We start from the raw sequence: 20242 nt of genomic DNA on the forward strand, positions 1-20242 counted from the left end.
TCCTTCGATGTTCCGGATTTCTTGTTCATCTTCGCTCCTTGGTGGCTGCGATGAACCAGAAATCCTCCGTTACGAAAACCTCAAATCTGTCCCAAAGGCGCTGACGTCAGACATGAGAAAATCAACAGTTATTGCTTTTGCTGCGTTTACTGGGTTGGTGGCTTGTGCAGCCGACTATCAAAGTAAACAAAAGGTTGTAGTCGAGGGCGAGGCTCACTTGGTCTTCAAGATGAACGCTCAACCAAATGCATATCAGGCGAGAGAAGAAGAGTTCTTTTGGGATGGCGGCTACTTGGATCCTAACGACTACAGAAAAAATGTATTGGCTATTGAAGCGGCAACAGGCTGCACTGTCATACCGAGTTCAATCCTGAATAAAGGCGTAATTACGCAAGCTGCTGTTTCATGTGATTAGCACGCCTGTACTTGGCATATGTGAGGTAATTCTTTTCTGTTAAAAATTGGGGGCCTTACCAGACCAACGCAATCCCTAGCTGTGTGAATCTAAGGGTTCCCTACGCCTAAATAGAGAACCCCAAGATACTAGGTCAGCAGTATTTACCCATTTAGGATGCGATGAACTGACATTCGAGAGATGCCCATCTGTTCTGCAATCTTGTAGGTGCTGAGACCGTCAGAGCGGAGCTTGTGGACTTGATCGCGGTCGATCCGTTTCTTGCCGCCCTTGAACTTCCCAGCGGCCTTGGCTTTGGCAATCCCTTCGGCTTGGCGCTTACGAATGATGTTGCGTTCAAACTCAGCGAAGGCACCCATCATCTGTAGTTGTAGTTTGGCGAATGCATCGTCGGCAGCGGCGCTGAAGGTCAGACGCTCAGACAAGAAGCTGATAGCAACGCCTTTGTCGTTAAGGGTCTGGATAATGTCCTGAAGGTCTCTGAGGTCACGGGCAAGGCGGTCGATGGAGTAGACAACAACGCTATCACCTTCGCGGGCATAGTCGATCATAGCTTGCAGGGCGGGCCTATCCTTGGCGGATTTACCTGATTGCTTTTCCTCAAACACCTTATCCAAGTCACCCAGTTCCTGACGATCAAGGTTCTGGCCTTCTGAACTGACGCGACGGTATCCGATAGTAGCCATGACATTCTCCTTTAGTAACATTTGATACTAGACTACAATGATTCGGTCACAACAGGAAGGAAAAACAGTCTGATGTTACCCCAAAATCAGTAACACAGTAACAGCGCCACTAGGCTACGATCTTCACTTTTTCAGCATCAACTCCCAACGACCGCGCCAAACGGCGCTTGGCCTCAGCTATGGTCAGGGGCGTGTCGCTACTTGTCGAAGGCGTCGCCGTCGAGGAGTGCGTTTACGGATTGCGACGGCGACGTGATGTCCACAGCAAGGACACGGGGCCCGTCCCAACGGCTTTCGCGCACAGGGTGCAGGACGTGGCGCAGGCGCTCGGAAACGGCTGGCCGGGCCGCACGGGACCAGCCCAGGGCGCAGATCCATCACCGGGGCGGCCATGGCCCACCGTTGGCACGCACAGGGCCACCTGGCGCCCCCTGGTCCGCTCCAATCGGGCTATCGCAACGGCGGGGTCAACCGGCCACGGGCACGCATGGGGCGCCCCGTGCACATGACCGTGCATGGGCGCGATCCGCGTCGCCGGCCTCCTGGCCGCACTCCGTGCGACCAGCCTTGCTGTTCCGGCTGCAGCGGTCATGGCTCTCCCTTCGACGGGCTTTGTCGAGCCAGCTCGATCACGGCTGGATTGCAAGCCGACGCTTGAAAATCCCGTCGATCGGGCTGTTGACCGTAATTCGCGTTCAGCGGCCGGCCAGCATCGCCAACCGGATCAGCGTCCTTTCGACCAGCGCCATCGCCGGCCCGTGCTGCCCGGCCGACCGCAGCTTCAGGTCGGTATCGGTCAGCAGCGTCAGGGCCGTCTCCAACCTTGCCGCCCCCCAGTTCTGCGCCTGCCGCAGCATCCTGTCGCGCCGGGGGCCGAAGACGGGCGGCCGAACCCGTGCGATCCCCTGCGCCGCACCGCCCGGATCGGACGCCGCGGCGTACAGCGTGCGGAAATGCCGGGTCGCGCCGATGCACAGCCCGACCGGCTGCACCCCCTGCGCCCTGAGCCGGCGCATCACCGGCCCGATCTCGCCCGTACGGGCCTCCGCCACGATGTTGAGCACATCGTCGAGGTCGGCCTCGGTGGAGCTCGGGGCGCAGGCAAGCACGTCCTCCGGGGTCAGCGGCCCCTCGTCGCCCAGCTTGTAAAGCGCAATCTTTTCAACTGTCTGCCGGAAATCTCCCGGATCAAGTTCCCGCGACAGGGCGGTCAGGTCACGCATCGCGTCGCTTCCCACGTCGCGCAGGCCGGCCGCGCGCAGCGACGCCTCGATCTCCTCGCGCGAGGGCGGATCGTCATAGATCGCGGCGGCATAGGCGTTGGGATGCCCCTCGAACAGCTTGCGCAGCTTCGAGGCGGGTTTCAACTGTCCCGCCGTCACGACGATCTGCGCATCGCCCTCGGTCCATGCCGCCACCGCCTCGATGATCGGGGCGGCCACGCTCTCGGTCGCGTCTTCGACAAAGGCCACGCGCGGCCCCGGAAAGAACCCCTGCGCCTTGATCGCGTCCATCAACAGCGCCGGGTCCTTGCGCAGCTCGGCAGCCGGGATGCGGGTCAGGCGCATCTCTTCTTCGCCCGCGGGGCCGATCAGCGCGGCGATGACCTCCTGCCGGCGCAGGGCCACCCGCATCCCGTCGGGCCCGTAGATCAGCAGCCCCGTTCGCTGCGGCTCGGGCCTGGCGAAATATCCCGGCGCCGCGCGGCCCGACAGCTTCATGCCGGCCGCCCCGGCGCGGCGGCGATCAGGCGGGTGACGATCTGCTCGGCGAGGATGGTCATCAACCGGGCGCGCGCGTCCCGCTCGGCCGATTGCGTCGCCACGGTGGAGCCGGAGGCGGAGTAGCTGGTGAAGCTCTCGGCCTTGCCGCTGGTGACAACCGCACCGTCGTCGAGATCGCGCAGCGCATAGGTGACGTTCCCCAACAGGTTGTAGCGCAGGGTCACGTTGTTGGCCGATATCGCGATCGGGTCTGCCGTGGTACGGATCGAGTACGACAGGCCGTAACGCGCATCCGCCGCCCGGCCCAGCCTGGTTTCGAGCGCGCGGGTCAGTTGAAAGCCGTCTCGGCTGTCCGGGGCGTCCACGCGCACGGCATTGCGCAGCACGGCGGCGCTGCCGCCCGGCCCGTAGGCCGGGGTGAACCCGCAGCCCGCCAGCCCGGCAGCACAGCCCGTCAGCAGGAATTTGCGGCGGTCAAATGACGACATTCACGATCCGGCCGGGGACGACGATGACCTTCTTGGGCTGGGCCCCTTCCAGCGCCTTGACCACAGCATCGGCCGCCAACGCGGTTTTTTCAACCTCGGCCTTGTCCATGTCGCGTGGCACGCTGATTTCGCCGCGTCGCTTGCCGTTGATCTGAACCGGCAGGGTGATCGTCTCGTCCACCAGCATCGCCGCGTCGGCCACCGGCCACGAGGCCTGCGCGACCAATCCCGCGCCATCCAGCATCGACCAAAGCTCTTCCGACAGGTGCGGCGTCATCGGCGACATGAGCTGCACGAGGGCCCGCGCCGCCTGCCGCTTGGCCCCCGTGCCCGCCCTGGATTTGGCCAGCGTGTTGGTAAAGGCATAGAGCTTGGCGATCGCGGCGTTGAAGCCGAAGGATTCCACCCCGCCGGTGACCTCGTGAATGGTCTTGTGCATCTCGCGCAGCAGCGCCTCGTCCTCGGCTGTCTCCTCGCCCTCAGCGCTCTGCGCGATCTCGGACACGATGCGATGAACCCGCGTCAGGTGCTTGTGCGCGGCCTCGGCGCCGGCTTCCGTCCATTCCACGTCGCGCTCGGGTGGGCTGTCCGACAACACGAACCAACGCGCGGTGTCGGCGCCGAATTCCCGGATGATCGTGACAGGATCCACCACGTTCTTCTTGGATTTCGACATCTTGGCCGAGGGGATGATCCCGAGCTTCGGCTCTTCGTCACCCACCGAGTCAATTATCCAATGAGTATTCCACGCCTTTCTCAGCGCGTTGGCGTCAGTCGGGTCAATTCCTTGCCGTCTTACGAATTCCTTCGGCATAGCAGCAGGCTTGCCTTCTACCTCGAACCGAACAACTTCGTCCGGATAGTAAAACTTTACTCTGAAGCTACCCAGATTATTTCCATCAGCAGCCTGCGTGCGAACCGCACCCTGATAGCACTCGTGCGTCACCATGCCTTGCGTGAACAACGCGTCAAAGGGTTCGCGCGATTTCCCGGGCAGGTGGCCGCAGATATGCATCGCCCGGGCGAAAAAGCGCGAATAGAGCAGGTGCAGGATCGCGTGCTCGATGCCGCCGATATACTGGTCCACGTTCATCCAGTACTCGGCCTCCTCCATCACCGTGGGCGTCTCGGCCCGCGGCGCGGTGAAGCGCGCGTAGTACCACGAGCTGTCCACGAAGGTATCCATCGTGTCGGTTTCGCGCGTGGCGGGCGCGCCGCAGGCCGGGCAGGCGCAATCGCGCCATGTCGGGTGACGGTCCAGCGGGTTGCCGGGTACCGAGAAATCGATCGGTGTGCCGCCCTCGTCATAGGGAAGCTGGATCGGCAGGTTTTCCTTCTTCTCGGGCACCACGCCGCAGGTGTCGCAATGCACCACGGGGATGGGGCAGCCCCAGTAACGCTGGCGCGACAGGCCCCAATCGCGCAGGCGGTACTTGGTGACACCTTGGCCCACGCCGCGGGCCTCGCAGAAATCGATGGCGGCGTCGATCGCCTGATCGCCCGTCTGCACCTCGTCGCCGGCGACCCCCCTGACATACCGGACCTTCTCGGTTTTCGGAGGCACGAAGGCCGTCCCCCCGTCCTCGGGTCGGGTATACGGCTCGCCCGGGGTTTCCGGCTCGAAGGTCGAGGTGACGGGCAACTCGTACTTGCGCGCGAAATCCAGGTCGCGCGGGTCATGCGCGGGGCAGCCGAAGATCGCGCCGGTGCCGTAGTCCATCAGGATGAAGTTGGCGACGTAAACCGGCAGTTCCCACGCGTTGTCGAAAGGATGCCGCACGCGCAGCCCGGTGTCGAAACCCCGCTTCTCGGCCTTTTCAAGCTCTTCCTCCGAGGTACCTATGCGGCGGCATTCGGCGTTGAACGCCGCCAGATCGGCGTTGTCCTTCTCCAGTTGCCGCGCCAGCGGGTGATCGGGCGACACGCCGATGAAGCTGGCGCCGTTCAGGGTGTCGGGGCGGGTGGTATAAACCTCGATCCGGTCATGGCCGTCGGGGCCGTCGATCAGGGAAAAGGCGAATTGCAGTCCGCGCGATCGGCCGATCCAGTTTTCCTGCATCAGCCGCACCTTGGCGGGCCAGTTTTCCAGCCCGTCCAGCGCGTCGAGCAGATCGCCGGCGAAATCCGAGATGCGGAAGAACCACTGCGTCAGCTCGCGCCGCTCGACCACCGCGCCCGACCGCCAGCCGCGGCCGTTCTCGACCTGCTCGTTGGCCAGAACGGTCATGTCGACCGGGTCCCAGTTCACGACCGCCTCCTTGCGGTAGACCAGCCCCTTTTCGAGGAAATCGAGGAACAACGCCTGCTGCTGTCCGTAGTACTCCGGGTCGCAGGTGGCGAATTCGCGTGTCCAGTCGATCGACAGCCCGAGCGGCTTCATCTGGTCGCGCATGTCCGCGATGTTGGCATAGGTCCAGTCCTTGGGGTGGCCGCCGCTGGCCATCGCCGCGTTCTCGGCGGGCATCCCGAAGGCGTCCCAACCCATCGGGTGCAGCACGTTGTGGCCGGTGGACATCTTGTAGCGCGCGATCACGTCGCCCATCGTGTAATTGCGCACATGGCCCATGTGGATGCGCCCCGACGGATAGGGAAACATCTCCAGCACGTAGTATTTGGGCCGGTCCGCGGTGCGGGTGGCCCGGAAGATATCCGCCTTGTCCCAGGCGGCCTGCCATTTCGCCTCGATATCGGCGGCTGCGTAACGCGACATGGCCACGACCTTTCTGATGATCCTTGCGTCGCCCGCGTGATAGGCGCAGATCGGCGCAGGGTCCAGACTCCGTGCACAGAATCCGGCTCTTTGCAGGGGGGCGGATCGGCCTTATAACGGCGCGAAAGGCATCGGGCGATCATCTCCAATGAAAATCCTCTTCATCCATCAGAATTTCCCGGGACAGTACAAGCACCTCGCCCCGCTTCTGGCCAGCCAGGGGCACGAATGCGTGGCGCTGACGCTGCGCGTCAAGGAAGCCACCACGTGGCAGGGCGTGCGCGTGCTGCCCTACAAGCTCTCGCGCGGGTCCGGGCAGAACGTGCATCCGTGGCTTGTCGACCTCGACACCAAGGTGACGCGCGGCGAAGCGTGCTTTCACGCGGCGACAAAGCTCAGGCAGGCGGGCTTCATGCCCGACCTCATCCTCGCGCATCCGGGCTGGGGCGAGTCGATGTTCCTGCACGATGTCTGGCCGGAGGCGCGCATCGGGCTTTACTGCGAGCTGTATCATCACGCCGAGTATCCGCATCTCAACTTCGATCCCGAGTTCCAGAAGGCCGACACGACGACCGAGGTGCTGCGCATCCGCATGAAGAACCTCAACAATCACCTGCATTTTCCCGCCGCAACCGCCGGCATCAGCCCGACACGGTTCCAGGCCGACACCTTCCCGGCCGAGTTCCGCGACCGCATCACCGTGTCGCATGACGGGATCGACACGGCACACAACGTCCCCGACCCCGACGTGCGCCTGACGCTCGAGGACAAGCTGCAGGTCAGCCGCGAGGACGAGGTGATCACCTTCGTCAACCGCAACCTCGAACCCTATCGCGGCTACCACGTCTTCATGCGCGCCTTGCCCCGCCTGCTGAGGGAACGGCCGAACGCCAGGGTGCTGATCGTCGGCGGTGACGAGGTCAGCTACGGCGCGCGCCCGCCCAACGGCCAGACCTGGAAGCAGATCTTCATCGACGAGGTCCGGGGCCGGATTCCGACACCCAGCTGGAACCGCGTGCATTTCCTTGGCCGCATCCCCTATGGCCAGTTCACGCGCCTGCTGCAGGTCAGCCGCGTGCATGTCTACCTGACCTATCCCTTCGTCCTGAGTTGGAGCCTGATGGAAGCGATGAGCTGTGGCGCCGCCGTCGTGGCCAGCGACACCGCGCCCGTGCGCGAGGTGATCGGCCATGACACCACCGGGCGACTCGTGGATTTCTTCGATGGCGATGCCATGGTCGAGCAGGTCTGCGACCTGCTGGACGACGCCGATGCACGCCGACGCCTCGGAACTGCCGCGCGCGATCTCATGCGCAGCGATTACGACCTGAACAGCATCTGCCTGCCGCGACAGGTCAACTGGGTCACGTCGCTCATGGACACCGCGCCGGGCTGAAGGAACCTACCCGTCCGCGTCCTGACCAAGCGCCAGCGTGTGCTCGCGCAGCCATGACATGAACCCGCGTGGATCCTTCTGCAGAAGGCGCATGTGCTCGGCCGCGACGGGCCTGCCCACCACAGGCCGCTGCGGACGATTGCAGCTCTTGACGACCTCGTGCAACAGGAAGCTCTGCCGCAGGGTGGGCGAGATGCAATTGGCGATCTGGTAGGCCCGGGTGTTCGCCCCGGGAAAATAGATCGGCACGACCGTCGCACCCGACCGGCGAATCATCTGGGCGGTGAAGACGTTCCACTCCCGCTCCTGCACCGGGCCGAACCACGTGTCCGACGACGCCACGACGCCGGACGGGAAGACGCTGATCAGCCCCCCATCCTTGAGATGGGCCATCGCCTTGGCCCGCATCTCCACGCTCTTGCGCTGCGCGTCGGGCTCATGCGGGAAAGGCACCGATATCATGTAGGACGCCGCGACCTCGTCGATACCGGTCAGCAACGCCCGGGTCAGGATCTTGTAATCGGTCCGCCGCCGCCCGATCAGATCGGCAAGAATCATCCCGTCGACCAGCCCGTGCGGATGATTGGCCACCACCACGACAGGCCCCTCGCGCGGGATGCGCCGGACCTGCTCATCCGGCGTCAGAAGGTCGATCCCCATCGTCTCTAGAGCAGCCCGCCAGAAAGGCTGCCCCGCCGGCGCCCCGCGTTTCTCGAACGCGCGGATCATCCGCAGGATTGTCAGCTTGCCGGTGAACCATTCCACTGTCCGGATGACGCGTGCCGCGAAAGGCGTGTCGAAGGAATTTGCATAGGTCAGACTGCGACGGTCATACTTGGTGAACTGCACCGTTTCACCGCCCGTGCCGTCTGCGCCCTCGGTCCTTTTGTCCGGCACCTCGTTGGTTCCCGTCGCATCGCGCATGGCTGCGCCTTTCACATGTCCTCGCCGAACCTGTTGGCCACCAGCGCTTGCAGCGCATCGGCCAACGCCGCCGCATCGGGGCCGGATATCTGCACGTCAATAGTCGTTCCTTTGGAGGCTGCCAACATCAAAAGCCCCATGATGCTGTCGCCACCGGCGGTCTGGCCGTCCAGCGTGACCTCGGCCGTGGCGTCGAATCCTTCCACGACCTCGACCAGCTTGGCCGCGGCGCGCGCATGAAGGCCCTTTTCGTTCACGATCGGCAACTGCCGCGTCTCTTTCCCGGTCATCTGTCCTTCGATCTATTGCGCCGACACGTTGTGGCTGTCTATGTACTTCCGCCCGGCGTCCAGCGCGGCGCGCACGGCATCCGCGAGGGGCTTGTCACGGCTCTTGGCCAGCTTGATGAGCATGGGAAGGTTCGCGCCGAACAGGATGCGGCGATCATCGGGCATGCACGCCTTCAGCGACAGGTTCGAGGGCGAGCCCCCGAAAAGGTCGGTCACGATCACCACGCCCCGTCCGCGATCCACCGCGTCCGCCGCCGCGCAAATCTCGGCCTGCTTGGCCGCCCGGTCATGGTCGCCCTCGATCGAGATCGCCCTGATACCCGTCTGATCGCCGACGACATGTGCGATCGCACGAAGGTATTCCGCCGCAAGCCCGCCATGCGCCACGATAACGATACCGATCAATACCGTCGCTCTCCTGTTCTCGCTCGTTTCCCGGCCGTCGGTCACGTCGCCTTGGCCTGCAGCTTGTCCCGACGTTCAAGCTCCCGATGCCTTATTGACACCCGCCAGCCGTCATCCGCAAGGGCCTTTGCCAAAGTTTCCGCCATGGCCACGCTGCGATGCTGCCCGCCGGTGCATCCGAAACCGATAGAAAGATAGGCTTTGCCCTCTTCCTCGCAGGCGGGCAGCATCAGCGAAACGAGGTCATGGGTCTTGTCGCGAAAAGCGGCGAACCGCGCATCGTCGCGGATATGCGCCGCCACCTCGGCGGCGAGGCCGTCCTTGGCGCGCAGGGCCTCGTCCCAGTAGGGATTGCGCAGGAAACGGCAATCGAACACCATATCGAGGCCGCGCGGCAGGCCGCGCTTGTAGGAAAACGAATGGACCGAGACCGCCAGCCGCCCGGCGCCCCGCGGCAGGTACCATCGCTCCAGCTCCGCGCGAAGGTCATGGGGGCTCAACTCGGACGTGTCGATCAGGACGTCGGCGCGCGCGCGGATCGGCCCCAGCAGATCGAACTCACGCTCGATCCCGACGCCCGCGTTTTCACCCGGGGACAGCGGGTGCCGGCGCCGTGTCTCGGAAAACCGCCGCAACAGGACATCGGCGTTGCTGTCCAGGTACAGCACTTCCAGCGGGCGCTCCGCCGGTTCGGACGGGGCGCCCAGCCTGTCGATCGCCTCGATCAATGCGGCGGTCGAGAAATCGCGGTTGCGCACGTCCACGCCAAGGGCGAGGGGCTTGTCGATGTCCGGCCCCGCCAGCAGGCGCGGCAACAGCGACAGGGGCAGGTTGTCGATGACCTCGTAGCCCAGGTCCTCAAGCACGTGTATCGCCGTGGTGCGGCCCGCCCCTGACGGCCCCGTCACGAGGACCAACCGATGGAAACTGTCACGCGGGGTCATCTCCCCGGCCTCCTTTTCAAGCTACCCTTCCCGCTGTGATATAGAGCATGATTGCCGCGGGAAAATGACGCCCCGGCTGCCCGTGCAGCACCGCGACGGGGGTTTGCAGCAACGGGGCTTGCCGCTGCGGCGGCAATCTTTCCGTCTCTGTCCTGTCGAGGTCCACGATCAGCGCAACAGGCACCGGGCCCGAGGCATCAGCCGAAAGGAGGCCCACCCCGCGGGCTTCGATCAGGCCCGCGATCCGGGGCGGGCAACCCGCCAGAACCCGGGACCCATCGCGCCACAATCGCGTGCGGTCATCCGCCACGAGCGCCGCGCCCAACGCCATGAGCTGCAACGCCAGCGCCGATTTCCCGCTGCCGGACGCCCCCCGGATGAGGACACCCCGGCCGGCAACGGCCACGCAGCTTGCATGGACCGTCGTCAGATCTTCCGGCTGCGGCTGTGCAGGCCCCGGGCACGCCATTGCTCAGACGGGCAAGCCCACGACGAAACGCGCGCCCAGCGGGTCCGAGGTGATGTCGGCATCGGTCGGACGGATGTTCTCGGCCCAGATCACCCCGTCATGCGCTTCCACGATCTGCTTCGAGATCGACAGCCCAAGTCCCGAGTTGTTCCCGAATTCGCCCTCGTCGCGTTGCGAGTAGAATCTCTGGAAGATCTTGGTCAGCGATTGCTCTGGGATGCCCGGCCCGGTGTCCTCGACCACGACGAGAACCCGGTTTTCACGCTTGCGCGCCCAGACCCGGATCGCGTCGCCTTCCTCGCAGAAACTGATCGCGTTGGTGATGAGGTTGACGAAAACCTGCGCCAGCCGCGCCTCCAGCCCGGTGATGATGATCGGGTTGGCGGGGAAATCGGTGATGAACTCGACGTCCCTTTTCTTTGCCTCCTCACCGAGATAGGCGGTGAGATTGCGCAGCATCTCCAGCAGGTCGAACGGCTCCTGCTCTTCCTTCACGAGCTCGGAGTCGAGCCGCGACGCGTTGGAGATATCGCTGACCAGACGGTCCAGCCGGCGCACGTCGTGCTCGATCACTTCGAGCAGCTTCTCGCGCTGGTCGGCCCTCTTGGCGACGCGCATCGTTCCCACCGCGCTTCGAAGGCTCGCCAGCGGGTTCTTGATCTCGTGCGCGACATCCGCGGCGAACTGCTCGTTGCTGTCTATCCGGTGGTAAAGCGCGCCCACCATGCCGCGCAGCGCGCCGCTCAGCCTGCCGATCTCGTCCGGGCGCGCCGTCAGGTCGGGGATGCGGATGCGCCCGCCGCTGCCGCGGTTGCCACTGCGCGCGCGCCCGATCTCGGCCGCCGAGGCGAGGTCCGACAACGGGTTGGCGATGGTCGAGGCGAGGATCAGGCTCAACCCGATGGAAACAAGCGTGGCGATGATGAACATGCGCAGCACCCGCTCGCGTTCGTAGCGCACCAGCATGTCGATTTCGCCCGAGGGGCTGACCAGGGCCGCCACGCCGACCGGGTTGCCGTCACGGTCCAGCGGCGTCGCCACGGACAAAACCGTGCCGCCCTCCAGTGTCTGGGTGCGCACCTGCGTCCCGTCCGTCAGGGCTTCGCGCGCCAGTTCCTTCAGCCTTTCCTCCACCGGCGGGGGCGGTGACCCCGACATGACCGTGGCGAAAGGCGCCGAAATCCAGTTCCAGACGGAATTCAACGCGTCCGTGATGACGGTCGACCGCGGCGTGATGCTCGCGGCCGGCCGGACCTCGGTGCCGACGGTGCGCGCCACGACGGTGCCCTGCGTGTCGAGAATGAACGCCTCGACGCCATCGCGCAGCGACACACGCTCCAGCGTGGCCCCGGGCGATATGCCGTCCCCGGTCGCAAGGCTCACCGGCGCGCCCGCGGGCATCATCGCCTCGAACAGGTCGGCGACAAGTTCGACCTCGCCGACAAGACTGTCGGCGCGCTGCAGCGCAAGGTTGTCGCGTGAGGAATTCAGGTACAGGATGCCGGCCACCAGCACGTTCAGCGCGATGAGGTTGAACGTGATGATCTTGCGCGTCAGCGAGGATTCCCGCAGCGAGAAGACGCCGCGCCGTTCACGGCGGGCGCGGAGCTCGTCCTCGACGATGTTGTCGGGGGCAACGAAATCATCGCCCAGCACAACGTCATCGTCCCGATGCGACGCCATGTCGCGCACGTCAATCCTCTCGGCCAGGGCCATTACTCTTCGTTGTACCTGTACCCGATACCATAAAGCGTCTCGATTGCCGAGAATTCAGGGTCCACCATGCGTAGTTTCTTGCGCAGCCGCTTGATGTGGCTGTCGATCGTGCGGTCATCGACGTAAACCTGGTCGTCATAGGCCACGTCCATCAGCTGATCGCGGCTCTTGACGAAGCCCGGGCGCTGCGCGAGCGCCTGCAGCAACAGGAACTCGGTCACGGTCAACGACACGTCCTGACCCTTCCACGTGACGGCATGGCGCAGCGGGTCCATCCGCAATTCGCCACGCTCCAGCACCTTGGTTTCCTCGGTATCGCCGACGATGTCGCCGGCCACCGCATCCTGCCGGCGCAGCAGCGCGCGGATACGTTCCACTAGCAGCCGCTGGCTGAAAGGCTTCTTGACATAATCGTCGGCGCCCATGCGCAGGCCGAGCACCTCGTCGATCTCGTCATCCTTGGAGGTCAGGAAAATGACCGGCATCGAGGATTTCTGCCGCAGACGCTGCAACAGATCCATGCCGTCCATGCGGGGCATCTTGATGTCCAGAACGGCCATGTCCGGCAATTTCTTGCTGAAGGCGTCGAATGCCTGTTGGCCGTCATTGTAAGTGTCTACCTCGAAACCCTCTGCCTCGAGGGTCATGGATACCGATGTCAGTATATTCCTGTCATCGTCCACAAGGGCGATTGTCGGCATGGGAAATTTCCTTGTTCTGCTCTGGTTGCCTTATTTTTTTCACCATTATGCGCCTTTTTTGGCTTGCCGATCAATCCCAAACTGCGAATCGGCCCGTCTTTCGCGAATGATCGAACCGGAATTTCGTAACCATCGGCTGAATAGCCACGGGCCACGTGAACAGACCCGCGCGGGGACAAACGGCTGGTTGCGCTAACTTGGATTTGATTGCGCTAACTGCCTAAAAGCGTCCTGTTCATTCGCAAAACCGTCATGTTATGACCCGCGCATCGGGCGGGTCACAGCGCCAACGCGGACGCCGCGGCACCGCCATCGCCCCGGTTAAATGCTACAGGAGCTTTGAGATAATGACATTCGGACGGGTAAACCCGCAATTCCGGCTTGAGGATCAGGGAATCACCGGGCTTGGCAATGTCTATTACAACCTGGTCGAGCCGTCCCTGATCCAGGCCGCGCTCAAGAACGACGAGGGCCAGCTCGGCCGTGGCGGCACCTTCCTCGTCTCCACGGGCAAGTTCACCGGGCGCTCCCCCAAGGACAAGCACGTGGTCAGGACCGACAACGTCGCCGACACGATCTGGTGGGACAACAACGCCGAGATGTCACCCGACGGTTTCGACGCGCTCTACCAGGACATGATAACCCACATGCAGGGCGGCACCTATTACGTGCAGGACCTCACCGGGGGCGCCGACCCCGCCAATGCCATCAAGGTGCGCATGATCACCGAACTGGCATGGCACGGGCTTTTCATCCGCCACCTGCTCCGCCGACCCGATCGCGACGCCCTCGACAAGTTCATCGCCGATTTCACCGTCATAAACTGCCCGACATTCCGCGCCGACCCGGCAAAGCACGACTGCCGCTCGGAAACGGTCATCGCGCTGAACTTCGATCGCAAGATCATCCTGATCGGCGGCACCGAGTACGCCGGCGAAAACAAGAAATCGGTCTTCACGCTGCTCAATTACCTGCTGCCCGAAAAGGGCATCATGCCCATGCACTGCTCGGCCAATCATGCAAATGACAACCCGATCGACACCGCCGTTTTCTTCGGGCTCTCGGGAACCGGCAAGACCACGTTGTCGGCCGATCCCGAACGCACGCTGATCGGCGACGACGAACACGGCTGGTCCGATCGTGGCACCTTCAACTTCGAAGGCGGCTGCTACGCCAAGACCATCAATCTCGACCCCGAAGCCGAACCCGAGATCTACGCGACGACCACCAAGTTCGGTACAGTGATCGAGAACATGGTCTATGACCCAGAGACGCTGGAGCTGGATTTCGAGGACGATTCCCTTACCGCGAACATGCGCTGCGCCTACCCGCTGGAATACATCTCGAACGCCTCCAAGACGGCCATCGGCGGACACCCGAAAAACATCATCATGCTGACCTGCGATGCGTTCGGCGTGCTGCCGCCGATCGCGCGGCTGACCCCGGCGCAGGCGATGTATCATTTCCTGTCGGGCTTCACGTCCAAGGTGGCCGGCACCGAACGCGGGATAACCGAGCCCGAGCCGACATTCTCCACCTGCTTCGGTGCGCCCTTCATGCCGCGGCGCCCCGAGGTCTACGGCAACCTGTTGCGGGAAAAGATCGCAAGGCACGGCGCGACATGCTGGCTGGTCAATACCGGCTGGACGGGCGGCTCCTACGGTGTCGGCTCACGGATGCCGATCAAGGCGACGCGCGCCCTGCTGACGGCCGCGCTGGACGGATCGCTGTCGAACGTCGAATTTCGCAAGGACCCGAATTTCGGGTTCGAGGTGCCCGTCGATGCGCCGGGCGTGCCCACGGTTCTGCTGAATCCGCGGCGCACGTGGGACAAACCTGACAGCTATGACCGGCAGGCGGCAAAGCTGGTGCAGATGTTCGCGGACAACTTCGATCAATACCTGCCCTTCATCGACGACGACGTGAAGGCGGTCGCCATCGGCTGAACGAGCACCCGCCCGTGCCGGCAAGCGAGGGCAGGGCGGGTTACCCGGCCTTTGCCTTCCCGGTTTCCGGTGCGGCATCGCGCCCTTGCCCCGCATCCGCTGCATCGCGGCATGACGTCGCAACAGCGGCGGCGGGCGCGTCCTGCACACCGTCGCACTACGGACGCGATACCGATGCAATGCCGAAGGCTTGTCAGACGCATGGTGTCAGCCCCCCATCAGCCCCCGCCGGACAAGGTTCAGCCCCGCCAGCAACAGCACCGCCAAGGTGGCCTTCCGAAAAGCCGGCTGATCGATCCTGTCATGCAGGCGGAACCCCAGCCACAAGCCCAGGATGGCCGGCACGACCAGCGCCAGCGAAAATGGCGCGGTGGCCGCGTTGAGCAGCCCCGACCCCAGATGCGCAGCCGTCAACGCGAGCGCACCCAACCCGTAGATGACGCCCTGCACGCGCATCTGCTCGCCTTTTTCGGTTTCCCGCGCCATCAGCATTGCAACCGTTGGCGGCCCCCAAACACCTGAAATTCCCCCGAAAAAACCGGCTACAGCGCCAATTGCGGCTTCGGCTTTGAGTCCTGCGCCCTTTGGCAGGCGCAACGTCAGACCGGCCAGTGTCAGAACCGCGTAAAGGCTGATAGGCACCCCGATCAACAGCAGCAGAGCGGCGCCGTCGATGAACCGAACCAGTTGCGCCGAGGCGAGCAGGAAAATCAGACCGACGCCAAGGAACGTCTTGAATTTGTTCATGGAATAGACCGCGGCGCGGGGACCTTGCCGCAATGCCTGCCACAGGTTGGTGACAACGGTCGGCAGGATCAGGCCCGCCAACGCCAATTCCGGCGCCACCACCGAGCTCAGCCCCGAGATCATCACCATCGGCATGGCGAAACCTACCAGCCCCTTGACGAAACCGGCCCCCACCGCAACTCCAAGGCAAGCACCCCAAGCGACCACCGACAGGTCCAAGAAATTTTCCATGGCTGCCGTGATACCATCTCAGGGATGATGCGCAGCCGAAAAATGGGCACGCAACAAATGATCAACTCCGCACCCTCACGCGTATAATAGTTGCGCTGCAACTGCGAAATGGTTAGACAGGGCACAACAGAAAAAGGATGTGACACATGGCGCATGACGGACAGGATGCCGCAATGGCAAACCCGATCATTCTCGATGGCCTCCTCGCCTTGACCGGGGCGGCTTTCAAGCCGGCGGAAACAGTTTTTGAGAAAGCGAAAAAGGCGTTAAGCCAGATGGTTACGGTCGATGGCCGTGTCTCGGGCAGCGCGATCAACGACAACCAGACAGCGGCACACGGCTTGGCGTGGCTGGCCACCTACGTCGAATCCCTGCGGCAGATGCAAAACTGGGCCGAGAACCTGCAGACAGCCGGGAAGTTCGGGGAAGTCGAGCAACTGATTCACCAGATTGCCTTTGGCGAATACCTCGCCCAGATCCACGGCGGCATTCAGATGAACCAGGGCGAGATCGTCCGGCTGACCGATTTCGGGTTGAGCCCTGAACATATCCTGTCCGACGCCGCTGTCCTGACCCTGATGCAGGCGGGGAACACGCAAGCCGCTCGCACGCGCCTGGTGGAACTGATGCAGGAACGTGCCGCGGAAATCACCGTCGGGGCGAGCGGCTTGGACGACGAACTGGAAATGATACGCGAACAGTTTCGCCGCTATTCGGTCGACAGGATCGACCCGCATGCCCATGACTGGCACCTGAAGGACGAATTGATCCCGCTCGATGTAATTGATGAACTTGCCGAGATGGGCGTTTTCGGCCTCACGATACCCGAGGAGTACGGCGGGCTGGGCTTGTCCAAAGCGTCGATGTGCGTGGTCTCCGAGGAACTTTCGCGAGGCTATATCGGCGTCGGCAGTCTGGGCACCCGGTCAGAGATCGCGGCCGAACTCATCCTTGCCGGCGGCACCGAGGATCAAAAGCAGAAATGGCTTCCCAAGCTGGCCAGCGGTGAAACGCTGCCGACAGCCGTGTTCACCGAACCCAACACCGGCTCCGATCTGGGCAGCCTTCGCACGCGCGCCGTTCAGGACGACAGCGGTGACTGGAATATCACCGGCAACAAGACATGGATCACGCACGCGGCCCGGACGAATGTCATGACATTGCTTGCGCGGACCAAGCCCGACACGACCGATCACCGCGGCCTGTCCATGTTTCTTGCCGAGAAGACCCCAGGCACCGATGACGACCCGTTTCCCACACCCGGCATGACGGGCGGCGAGATCGAGGTTCTGGGCTATCGGGGGATGAAGGAATACGAGCTGGGCTTCGACAATTTCCACGTGAAAGGCGAGAACCTGTTGGGCCTTGAGGAGGGGAAAGGGTTCAAGCAGCTGATGGAAACCTTCGAATCGGCCCGGATCCAGACCGCGGCGCGCGCCGTCGGGGTGGCGCAGTCGGCGCTGGATAGCGCCATGCAATACGCAAAGGACCGCAAGCAGTTCGGCAAGGCCCTGATCGATTTCCCGCGCGTGTCAAGCAAGCTGGCAATGATGGCCGTCGAGATCATGGTGGCGCGCCAACTGACGTACTTCAGCGCGTGGGAAAAGGACAACGACCGCCGCTGCGATCTCGAAGCGGGCATGGCCAAGTTGCTCGGGGCACGCGTTGCGTGGTCGGCCGCTGACAATGCTCTTCAGGTCCACGGGGGTAACGGATTCGCCCTAGAGTATCCCGTCAGCCGTATCCTGTGCGACGCACGAATCCTCAACATCTTCGAGGGCGCAGCGGAAATTCAGGCGCAAGTCATCGCGCGGCGTCTCATGGGCTGAGCCGCTGTTGAATCACGGCCAGCGATCCGGGCGCACGGCAAGGCCGGTGCGCCCGGAGTATGCCGTTTGGGCATTACCTAGGGCCCGCCCAAAATCTCCTTGAAACCGCGCGCCTCCCACGGTTTTTATTCCGCCGGACCGATTGCCAGAGTCAGGTCGTCGAGGCCATCTATCCTGCCGCAAAGCTCGCTCCCGGGGGCAACCGGGCCGACGCCGGCGGGCGTTCCTGTATATATCAGGTCGCCGGGTTGCAAATGGTAATACCGGGACAAGTGCGAGATCAGTTCGGGCACGGACCATGCCATGTCATTCAAACGTGCCTCCTGCACCGGGTTTCCGTCCAAGCTCAGGCTGATCCGCTGCTCGCCGATGGCACCGAAGCGTTTGGCAGGGCTGATCGGTGCGATGATCGCCGAATTCTGGAAATCCTTGCCAAGGTCCCACGGGCGGCCTTTCGACTTGGCAATCGCCTGCAGATCACGCCGCGTGAGATCGATGCCGCATGCATAACCGAAAACGGCATTCATGGCATCGGTTTCGTTCACCCGAAACGCAGACCCGCCGAGCGCAACCACGAATTCCATTTCATAATGACAATCGGACGTGCCCGGCGGATAGGGAATTTCACTGCCAGACAGGCAGATCGCATGGGCTGACTTCGTGAAATAGAAAGGCGCCTCTCGGTCAACTTCGTTGCCCATTTCCTCGGCATGCGCGACATAGTTGCGCCCGACACAGAACACCCGCCGGACCGGGAATACGGCATCCTGCCCGCTGACCGGCACGTCGGGGGCGGCGGGACGCTCGAACATCGGGTAGGTCATGAAAACTCCGTTTTGTGGGCGGTACGCCGGCGCAATCTATGGGCGATTATCCGGATCATGTCAAAAAGGCGGCGTGACCGATCGGTTGGCGGCGCCCGCCGTTTGTGTCAACAGGACCCTGCCCATGCGACAAGCACAGCAAGCTTTCGGACACGCAATGAGTTTCAAACGCTACGCCATCTACTTCGTACCGGCACCGGGGCCCTTTTCGCATTTCGGAAACGGCTGGCTGGGATGGGATGCCGTCAGCGGCACCATACCGCCCGTACCGGATGTCGGCGGGCTTGCCGCAGACCGTGCCGAAATAACGGCCACCCCGCGCAAATACGGGCTGCACGCGACGATCAAACCTCCCTTTCGTTTGGCCGACGGCGCATCGCCCGATGCGCTGAACGATGCCTTGGCCGCTTTCTGCGCAGACTCGGCTCCGGTCATGCTGGACGGGCTGGAAATTGCCCGGCTCGGAAGTTTTCTGGCCCTCGTGCCATCGGGCGAGTGTGCCGGCATCAACGAACTGGCCGCGCGGGCAGTCAAGGAGCTTGATCAGTTGCGAGCGCCCCTCACGGACGGGGAAAAGGCGAAACGGCGTACATCAAGGCTTTCTCCGGTCCAGCAGCGCCTGCTTGACCAATGGGGGTATCCCTACGTGATGGAAGAGTTTCGCTTTCATATCACGCTGACCGGCAAATTGCCGCGTTCCTTGCGTGACAATGTCCGCGATGTTCTGCACCGGAATCTTGACCACCTGCTGCCGTGTCCCTTTCCCGTCGGGGCGCTGAGCCTCGTCGGCGAAGGTCAGGACGGCATGTTCCGGGTGGTGCGGTCCCACGCGTTGCGCGGGTGAACGCGCCTCTTGGCACATGTCATGTCGGTTCCGCCGTTTCCGGGGCTTGTGCTGCGCCTTGACACCTGTTCGCGGGCGCCGCATGTAGCCCCGGATACCGAAAGCGGAGGCCGGCATGGCATCGGACGCCAAGAAATCGAGCGCTGTCTGGGAAACGATCAAGACGGTTTTCTGGGCGCTGCTCATCGCGGGGATCTTCCGCACCATATTCTTTCAGCCGTTCTGGATCCCGTCAGGTTCGATGAAAGACACCCTGCTGATCGGTGATTTCCTTTTCGTGAACAAGATGGCTTACGGTTATTCCTACGCCTCCTGCCCCACGATCCGCATCCAGAGCCTCGGTATCGAGATCGACGCCAAGGATATCTGTGGTTTCCTTGATGGCGACAACACGCGCCTCATGGGCAGTGATCCCGAGCGCGGCGACATCATCGTCTTCAGACACCCGGTGAACGGAACGGATTTCATCAAACGGGTTGTCGGCCTTCCGGGCGATCGTATCCAGATGAAGGACGGCGTCCTGCATATCAATGGCGAGCCGGTGGAGCTGGAAGCGGCGGGGAACTTCGTGGAGACTTTCAAAACGCAGGGGCCCATGGGCATCCGCCCCCGCTGCGAGAACGGCGTTGTCGGCCAAGGCGCGGATTGCATCAAGTCCCGCTTCATCGAGACGCTGCCCGGCGGGCGGAGCCACAACATCCTGAACATCGGCACGCAGCGTTCCGACAATACCGGGGTTTTCCACGTGCCGGAGCGCCATTATTTCTTCATGGGCGACAATCGCGACAACTCGACGGATTCACGGTTTCCACAGGCAGTTGGCGGCGTCGGGTTCGTCCCGTACGAGAACCTGATCGGACGGGCGGGTCGTGTTGTCTTCTCCTCTGCCGGACGCTCGATGCTCTTCTTCTGGACATGGCGAGGCGACCGCTTTTTCGAAAAACTGGATTGAC

The 20242-nt window shown here is 63.0% G+C and carries 19 protein-coding genes; 6 read left to right on the forward strand and 13 right to left on the reverse strand.

Annotated features, from left to right (window positions below; all coding sequences use genetic code 11):
• Positions 1 to 415: hypothetical protein (locus ACH107_RS10770; RefSeq protein ID WP_412505862.1), on the forward strand; the 415-nt coding region annotated here is incomplete at its 5' end.
• A gap of 143 nt (positions 416 to 558) precedes the next feature.
• Here the strand turns inward: ACH107_RS10770 and ACH107_RS10775 are convergent.
• From ACH107_RS10775 to leuS, 4 genes are all read right to left on the reverse strand, one after another.
• Entirely contained in the window at positions 559 to 1101 is a 543-nt protein-coding gene (locus ACH107_RS10775; RefSeq protein WP_412505863.1) for a recombinase family protein, read from the reverse strand.
• A gap of 695 nt (positions 1102 to 1796) precedes the next feature.
• Positions 1797 to 2822, reverse strand: a complete 1026-nt coding sequence (gene holA / locus ACH107_RS10780; protein ID WP_412505864.1) for a DNA polymerase III subunit delta — start codon at positions 2820 to 2822, stop codon at positions 1797 to 1799.
• Complete coding sequence (gene lptE / locus ACH107_RS10785; protein ID WP_412505865.1) at positions 2819 to 3313, reverse strand: LPS assembly lipoprotein LptE; 495 nt, start codon at positions 3311 to 3313, stop codon at positions 2819 to 2821. The genes holA and lptE overlap by 4 nt, the downstream gene beginning before the upstream one ends.
• A complete protein-coding gene (leuS, locus tag ACH107_RS10790; protein ID WP_412505866.1) occupies positions 3300 to 6023 on the reverse strand; it encodes a leucine--tRNA ligase in 2724 nt (907 codons plus the stop codon). The genes lptE and leuS overlap by 14 nt, the downstream gene beginning before the upstream one ends.
• A gap of 148 nt (positions 6024 to 6171) precedes the next feature.
• Between leuS and ACH107_RS10795 the strand changes: the two genes are divergently transcribed.
• Positions 6172 to 7419, forward strand: a complete 1248-nt coding sequence (locus ACH107_RS10795; protein ID WP_412505867.1) for a glycosyltransferase family 4 protein — start codon at positions 6172 to 6174, stop codon at positions 7417 to 7419.
• 6 nt (positions 7420 to 7425) lie between these two features.
• Here ACH107_RS10795 and ACH107_RS10800 read toward each other — a convergent pair whose 3' ends face one another.
• The 7 genes from ACH107_RS10800 to ACH107_RS10830 are packed head-to-tail and all read right to left on the reverse strand — an operon-like array spanning position 7426 to position 12868.
• Positions 7426 to 8343: a lysophospholipid acyltransferase family protein gene (locus tag ACH107_RS10800; RefSeq protein ID WP_412505868.1), complete on the reverse strand. Its 918-nt coding sequence runs from the start codon at positions 8341 to 8343 to the stop codon at positions 7426 to 7428.
• An 11-nt stretch (positions 8344 to 8354) separates the two neighbouring features.
• Complete coding sequence (locus tag ACH107_RS10805) at positions 8355 to 8633, reverse strand: HPr family phosphocarrier protein (protein WP_412505869.1); 279 nt, start codon at positions 8631 to 8633, stop codon at positions 8355 to 8357.
• A 12-nt stretch (positions 8634 to 8645) separates the two neighbouring features.
• Complete coding sequence (locus tag ACH107_RS10810; protein ID WP_412505870.1) at positions 8646 to 9038, reverse strand: PTS sugar transporter subunit IIA; 393 nt, start codon at positions 9036 to 9038, stop codon at positions 8646 to 8648.
• Between the two features lie 41 nt (positions 9039 to 9079).
• Entirely contained in the window at positions 9080 to 9982 is a 903-nt protein-coding gene (rapZ, locus tag ACH107_RS10815) for an RNase adapter RapZ (protein WP_412505871.1), read from the reverse strand.
• Between the two features lie 16 nt (positions 9983 to 9998).
• The gene (locus tag ACH107_RS10820; RefSeq protein WP_412505872.1) at positions 9999 to 10451 is read right to left on the reverse strand and encodes an HPr kinase/phosphorylase; all 453 of its coding nucleotides are present in this window, start codon (positions 10449 to 10451) and stop codon (positions 9999 to 10001) included.
• Between the two features lie 3 nt (positions 10452 to 10454).
• Positions 10455 to 12167, reverse strand: a complete 1713-nt coding sequence (locus tag ACH107_RS10825) for a sensor N-terminal transmembrane domain-containing protein (RefSeq protein ID WP_412505873.1) — start codon at positions 12165 to 12167, stop codon at positions 10455 to 10457.
• A complete protein-coding gene (locus tag ACH107_RS10830; RefSeq protein ID WP_412505874.1) occupies positions 12167 to 12868 on the reverse strand; it encodes a response regulator transcription factor in 702 nt (233 codons plus the stop codon). The genes ACH107_RS10825 and ACH107_RS10830 overlap by 1 nt, the downstream gene beginning before the upstream one ends.
• Before the next feature lie 347 nt (positions 12869 to 13215).
• Here ACH107_RS10830 and ACH107_RS10835 point away from each other — a divergent pair, with 347 nt between their 5' ends.
• A complete protein-coding gene (locus ACH107_RS10835) occupies positions 13216 to 14814 on the forward strand; it encodes a phosphoenolpyruvate carboxykinase (protein ID WP_412505875.1) in 1599 nt (532 codons plus the stop codon).
• A gap of 207 nt (positions 14815 to 15021) precedes the next feature.
• Here the strand turns inward: ACH107_RS10835 and ACH107_RS10840 are convergent, their stop codons facing one another.
• A complete protein-coding gene (locus tag ACH107_RS10840) occupies positions 15022 to 15792 on the reverse strand; it encodes a sulfite exporter TauE/SafE family protein (protein ID WP_412505876.1) in 771 nt (256 codons plus the stop codon).
• 146 nt (positions 15793 to 15938) lie between these two features.
• On the opposite strand from ACH107_RS10840, the gene ACH107_RS10845 reads away from it, so the two are divergent.
• The gene (locus ACH107_RS10845) at positions 15939 to 17621 is read left to right on the forward strand and encodes an acyl-CoA dehydrogenase family protein (RefSeq protein WP_412505877.1); all 1683 of its coding nucleotides are present in this window, start codon (positions 15939 to 15941) and stop codon (positions 17619 to 17621) included.
• Between the two features lie 125 nt (positions 17622 to 17746).
• Here ACH107_RS10845 and ACH107_RS10850 read toward each other — a convergent pair whose 3' ends face one another.
• Entirely contained in the window at positions 17747 to 18445 is a 699-nt protein-coding gene (locus ACH107_RS10850) for a fumarylacetoacetate hydrolase family protein (RefSeq protein WP_412505878.1), read from the reverse strand.
• A gap of 124 nt (positions 18446 to 18569) precedes the next feature.
• On the opposite strand from ACH107_RS10850, the gene ACH107_RS10855 reads away from it, so the two are divergent.
• Complete coding sequence (locus ACH107_RS10855; RefSeq protein ID WP_412505879.1) at positions 18570 to 19289, forward strand: DUF1045 domain-containing protein; 720 nt, start codon at positions 18570 to 18572, stop codon at positions 19287 to 19289.
• A gap of 115 nt (positions 19290 to 19404) precedes the next feature.
• Positions 19405 to 20241 (forward strand): signal peptidase I, encoded by an 837-nt coding sequence (gene lepB, locus ACH107_RS10860; RefSeq protein ID WP_412505880.1) that lies wholly within the window; start codon positions 19405 to 19407, stop codon positions 20239 to 20241.
• Position 20242 lies beyond the last annotated feature (1 nt).

It is taken from the genome of Roseovarius halophilus (ex Wu et al. 2025) (assembly GCF_047086965.1).

Coding starts and splice junctions, on each gene's coding strand:
- ACH107_RS10775 (WP_412505863.1), bottom strand. CDS start 1,101: ATGGCTACTATCGGATACCGTCGCGTCAGTTCAGAAGGCCAGAACCTT.
- holA (WP_412505864.1), bottom strand. CDS start 2,822: ATGAAGCTGTCGGGCCGCGCGGCGCCGGGATATTTCGCCAGGCCCGAG.
- lptE (WP_412505865.1), bottom strand. CDS start 3,313: ATGTCGTCATTTGACCGCCGCAAATTCCTGCTGACGGGCTGTGCTGCC.
- leuS (WP_412505866.1), bottom strand. CDS start 6,023: ATGTCGCGTTACGCAGCCGCCGATATCGAGGCGAAATGGCAGGCCGCC.
- ACH107_RS10795 (WP_412505867.1), top strand. CDS start 6,172: ATGAAAATCCTCTTCATCCATCAGAATTTCCCGGGACAGTACAAGCAC.
- ACH107_RS10800 (WP_412505868.1), bottom strand. CDS start 8,343: ATGCGCGATGCGACGGGAACCAACGAGGTGCCGGACAAAAGGACCGAG.
- ACH107_RS10805 (WP_412505869.1), bottom strand. CDS start 8,633: ATGACCGGGAAAGAGACGCGGCAGTTGCCGATCGTGAACGAAAAGGGC.
- rapZ (WP_412505871.1), bottom strand. CDS start 9,982: ATGACCCCGCGTGACAGTTTCCATCGGTTGGTCCTCGTGACGGGGCCG.
- ACH107_RS10820 (WP_412505872.1), bottom strand. CDS start 10,451: ATGGCGTGCCCGGGGCCTGCACAGCCGCAGCCGGAAGATCTGACGACG.
- ACH107_RS10825 (WP_412505873.1), bottom strand. CDS start 12,167: ATGGCCCTGGCCGAGAGGATTGACGTGCGCGACATGGCGTCGCATCGG.
- ACH107_RS10830 (WP_412505874.1), bottom strand. CDS start 12,868: ATGCCGACAATCGCCCTTGTGGACGATGACAGGAATATACTGACATCG.
- ACH107_RS10835 (WP_412505875.1), top strand. CDS start 13,216: ATGACATTCGGACGGGTAAACCCGCAATTCCGGCTTGAGGATCAGGGA.
- ACH107_RS10840 (WP_412505876.1), bottom strand. CDS start 15,792: ATGGAAAATTTCTTGGACCTGTCGGTGGTCGCTTGGGGTGCTTGCCTT.
- ACH107_RS10845 (WP_412505877.1), top strand. CDS start 15,939: ATGGCGCATGACGGACAGGATGCCGCAATGGCAAACCCGATCATTCTC.
- ACH107_RS10850 (WP_412505878.1), bottom strand. CDS start 18,445: ATGACCTACCCGATGTTCGAGCGTCCCGCCGCCCCCGACGTGCCGGTC.
- ACH107_RS10855 (WP_412505879.1), top strand. CDS start 18,570: ATGCGACAAGCACAGCAAGCTTTCGGACACGCAATGAGTTTCAAACGC.
- lepB (WP_412505880.1), top strand. CDS start 19,405: ATGGCATCGGACGCCAAGAAATCGAGCGCTGTCTGGGAAACGATCAAG.